Source organism: Kitasatospora sp. NPDC004289, from assembly GCF_053602875.1.
On record NZ_JBSGEL010000162.1, the window covers coordinates 1 to 3,314 of the forward strand.

The 3,314-nt window shown below is 71.7% G+C and carries 2 protein-coding genes; one reads left to right on the forward strand and one right to left on the reverse strand.

The window, feature by feature from the left end; genetic code table 11:
* Nucleotides 1–101 precede the first annotated feature (101 nt).
* Nucleotides 102–2,693, reverse strand: a complete 2,592-nt coding sequence (gene pepN / locus ACWEPF_RS39640) for an aminopeptidase N (RefSeq protein WP_449798867.1) — start codon at nt 2,691–2,693, stop codon at nt 102–104.
* Between the two features lie 288 nt (nt 2,694–2,981).
* Here pepN and ACWEPF_RS39645 point away from each other — a divergent pair.
* On the forward strand, nt 2,982–3,314 hold a 333-nt coding region (locus ACWEPF_RS39645; protein WP_452176491.1), incomplete at its 3' end, for a MarR family transcriptional regulator.

Genomic DNA, 3,314 nt, shown 5'->3' on the forward strand with positions numbered 1-3,314 from the left:
GGTGGGCGGTCACCCCGGGCGCGGGGAACTGCGCGAGTACGGAAGGCGGCCCAGTGTGAGGTCGGAGCCCGGGCGGCGGCCCTTCCGCGTGCGGCGGACCGTCAGTGCCCGAGGGCCCGGGCGCCGGCCGACCGGTCGGCGGTCTGGGCCTTGAGGGCGCGCTCGACGGCGGCGCGGGACTCGACCACCATCCGGCGCAGGGCCGGGGCGGGCTCGGCCGAGGCCAGCCAGGCGTCGGTGGCGTCCAGGGTGGACTGCGAGACCTGGAGGGCCGGGTAGAGGCCGACCACGATCTGCTGCGAGATCTCGTGGCTGCGGGTCTCGTAGACGCCCTTGATGGCGGCGAAGTACCTCTCCGCGTAGGGGGCGAGCAGCTCGCGCTGGTCGGCCTGGCCGAAGCCGCCGATCACCGCGTCCTGCACGTAGTTGGTGAGGTCGTCGCGCTCCACCACGGAGGCCCAGGCCTCGGCCTTGGCCTCGGCGGTCGGGCGGGCGGCGCGGCAGGAGGCGGCGCGCTCCTGGCCGGCGGCGGTGGAGTCGCGCTCCAGCTCGGCCGCGATGGCGGCCTCGTCCGCGCGGCCGGTGGCGACCAGGCGGGAGAGCAGCACCCAGCGCAGCTCGGTGTCCACGGCCAGGCCGTCCAGCTCCTGCGAGCCGTCCAGCAGACCGGCCAGCAGGCCGAGCTGACCCTCCGTCCGGGCGACGGCGGAGAGCGCGCGGGCCCAGGCCAGCTGGTGGTCGCCGCCCGGGGCGGCGGCACGCAGCTGCTCCTCGGCGGCGGCGGCCCAGCGGGCCAGGCCCTGCTCGCGCCAGGCCGGGTCGGCGTACATGTCCAGGGCCAGCTTGACCTGGCGCTGCACCGACTGGACCACGCCGATGTCGGACTCCCGGGACAGGCCGGAGAGGGCCAGCGCGAGGTAGTCGCGGGTGGCCAGCTCGCCGTCGCGGGTCATGTCCCAGGCCGAGGCCCAGCACAGCGCGCGGGGGAGCGAGGTGGCGAAGGCGCCCAGGTGCTCGGTGACGGCGGCCAGCGAGTCGGCGTCGAGCCGGACCTTGGCGTAGGAGAGGTCGTCGTCGTTGAGCAGCAGCACGGTCGGGCGGACCTTGCCGACCAGCTGCGGCACGGCGGTCTCGGCGCCGTCCACGTCCAGCTCGATCCGCTCGGTGCGGACCAGCTGACCCTCCTTCAGCTCGTAGGCGCCGATGGCGATCCGGTGCGGGCGCAGCACGGCCTCGCCCTTGGCGCCGGCCGGCAGCGCCGGGGCCTCCTGGAGCACCGAGAAGGAGGTGATGACGCCGGCCGCGTCGGTCTCCAGCTTCGGGCGCAGCACGTTGATGCCGGCCGTCTCCAGCCAGGACTTGGACCAGGCCTTGAGGTCGCGGCCGCTGGTCCGCTCCAGGGCGCCGAGCAGGTCGCTCAGGCGGGTGTTCCCCCAGGAGTGCGCCTTGAAGTAGGCCTGCACGCCCTTGAAGAACTCGTCCTGGCCGACGTACGCCACCAGCTGCTTGAGCACCGAGGCGCCCTTGGCGTAGGTGATGCCGTCGAAGTTGACCATGACGTCCTCGAGATCGTTGATCTCGGCCATGATCGGGTGGGTCGAGGGGAGCTGGTCCTGGCGGTAGGCCCAGGTCTTCATCTCGTTGGCGAAGGTGGTCCAGGAGTCCGGCCACTGCGAGCCGGCCGCCTCGGCCTGGCAGACCGACTCGGCGAAGGTCGCGAACGACTCGTTCAGCCAGAGGTCGTTCCACCACTCCATGGTGACCAGGTTGCCGAACCACATGTGCGCCAGCTCGTGCAGGATCGTGGACGCCCGGGCCTCGTAGGCGGCGTCGGTGACCTTCGAGCGGAAGACGTACTGGTCCCGGAAGGTGACCGCGCCCGCGTTCTCCATCGCGCCGGCGTTGAACTCCGGCACGAAGAGCTGGTCGTACTTCTCGAACGGGTAGGGGCAGTCGAACTTCTCCTGGAAGTAGTCGAAGCCCTGCCGGGTGACCGTGAAGATCGCGTCGGCGTCCAGGAACTCGCGCAGCGAGGGGCGGCAGTACACGCCGAGCGGCACGACCTGGTCGCCGTTGCGGTACTCGTCGAAGACGCCGACGTACGGGCCGGCGATCAGCGCGGTGATGTAGGTGGAGATCCGGCCGGTGGGGCTGAACCGCCAGACCCGGGTGTCGCCCTCGCCCTCGGGCTGCGGGGTGGGCGAGTTGGAGATGACGGCCCAGCCGTTCGGCGCGGTCACCGTGAAGGTGAAGCTCGCCTTCAGGTCGGGCTGCTCGAAGGAGGCGAACACGCGGCGGGCGTCCGGCACCTCGAACTGGGTGTAGAGGTAGGTCTCGCCGTCGACCGGGTCGACGAAGCGGTGCAGGCCCTCGCCGGTGTTGGTGAAGGCGCAGTCCGCGACGACCGTCAGCTCGTTCTCGGCGGCCAGGCCCGGCAGCGCGATCCGGCTGTCGGCGAACGAGTCCAGCGGCAGTGCCTGTCCGTTCAGCACGATCTCGGAGACGCTCGGCGCCACCAGGTCGATGAAGCTCTCGGCGCCCGGGGTGGTGGCGGAGAACCGGACCGTGGTGGTGGAGCGGAAGGTGCCGCCCTCACGGGCCGAGCTCAGGTCGAGGTCGATGTCGTACGACTCCACGTGCAGGAGCGCGGCCCGGGTGCGGGCCTCCTCACGGGTCAAGTTGGTGCCAGGCACTCGTAGGACTCCTTTGTCAGGCATGGGTGCGGCCATCCTTCCACGTCGTCCTCCCGCCCCGCCCCGGAGTATCGGACCGACACCGCGGACGCATCCTGGAGGGGAGACCCCAGACAACGATCCGTGTTCGATCTGCGTTCAGGGCGGGTTCGCTCTTGACGAGGCGTCGGGCGGGTGGCCGAGCATAGGGTTCAGAAGTTGAAGGTGAATATCCGGAGCTCCGCCGCAACGGCGCGGCTGGTGCGGAGGCCGTCGGGCCGTCGCGCCCTAGGAGGGTGAATCATGTCGCTGGACACACCGGGATCGCAGTCCTCGCTGCACCGGGCCAATCTCGAACGGGTGCTGCGGGCGGTCCGGATGGCGGGCTCGCTGACCCAGGCGGAGATCGCCCGGTCCACCGGACTCTCCGCGGCCACGGTGTCCAACATCGTCCGGGAGCTCAAGGAGAGCGGCACCGTCGTGGTGGCCGACACCTCGTCAGGCGGCCGCCGGGCGCGCTCCGTCTCGCTCAGCGGGGACGCCGGCATCGTGGTCGGCGTGGACTTCGGCCACACCCACCTGCGGGTCGCCGTCGGCAACCTGGCGCACCGGGTGCTGGCCGAGGAGAGCGAGCCGATCGAC